Genomic DNA, 563 nt, shown 5'->3' with positions numbered 1-563 from the left:
CGATCCTTTGAAAAAGTTGACCAAACTTTTATAATACTTTGCAAAATTATTTTGCAAAACCATAATTTTAATTATCGTTTTGCTATTGCTTGCTGTAAGGTTGTAACATCCCTTACATCACGGTGACCGTCAAAGTTTGTATCTGTGTAATAATACTGGAGCGAATCAAGCTCAACCGATCCGGAAATGTACTGTTGCAGAAAAGTAACATCGTTTACATCTACTGTGCCGTGAAGGTCAATATTGCCGAATCTCAATATGTATATATTCGAACCGACAGTACCGCCTCCGCCGCCGACTACATAAGCTTTGCGGTAAGAAAATGTAGTGCAGTAAACTGTTGGTTCATTAATTTTAGTAGACAGATAAATTTCCACGCAGCCGTCCTTATCCGGAACTACGCCCGTTACAGCGCCGCCGCTCTGAAAGTACAAGGCGGAGTCATAATAACCGCCGCCGTCTGCTTTTTCGTATTTGAACTTATAATCATGACTGCCGATACTTGAGTATTCCATTGTATGCGAGCCGTCCTTGTTAAAATAATTCGGAGCTAACTCGTGAAG

Annotated in this window: 1 protein-coding gene; it reads right to left on the bottom strand. The window is 41.0% G+C overall.

Annotation, left to right across the window (positions count from 1 at the left end; all coding sequences use genetic code 11):
- Positions 1 to 71: 71 nt before the first annotated feature.
- The coding region (locus AAAY30_RS11545) for a dockerin type I repeat-containing protein (protein WP_499222369.1) at positions 72 to 563 on the bottom strand (492 nt) is incomplete at its 5' end.

The organism is Ruminococcoides bili (assembly GCF_040093295.1).
Classification (GTDB): domain Bacteria; phylum Bacillota; class Clostridia; order Oscillospirales; family Acutalibacteraceae; genus Ruminococcoides; species Ruminococcoides intestinale_A.
This window is presented reverse-complemented; position numbering and strand designations above follow the sequence as displayed.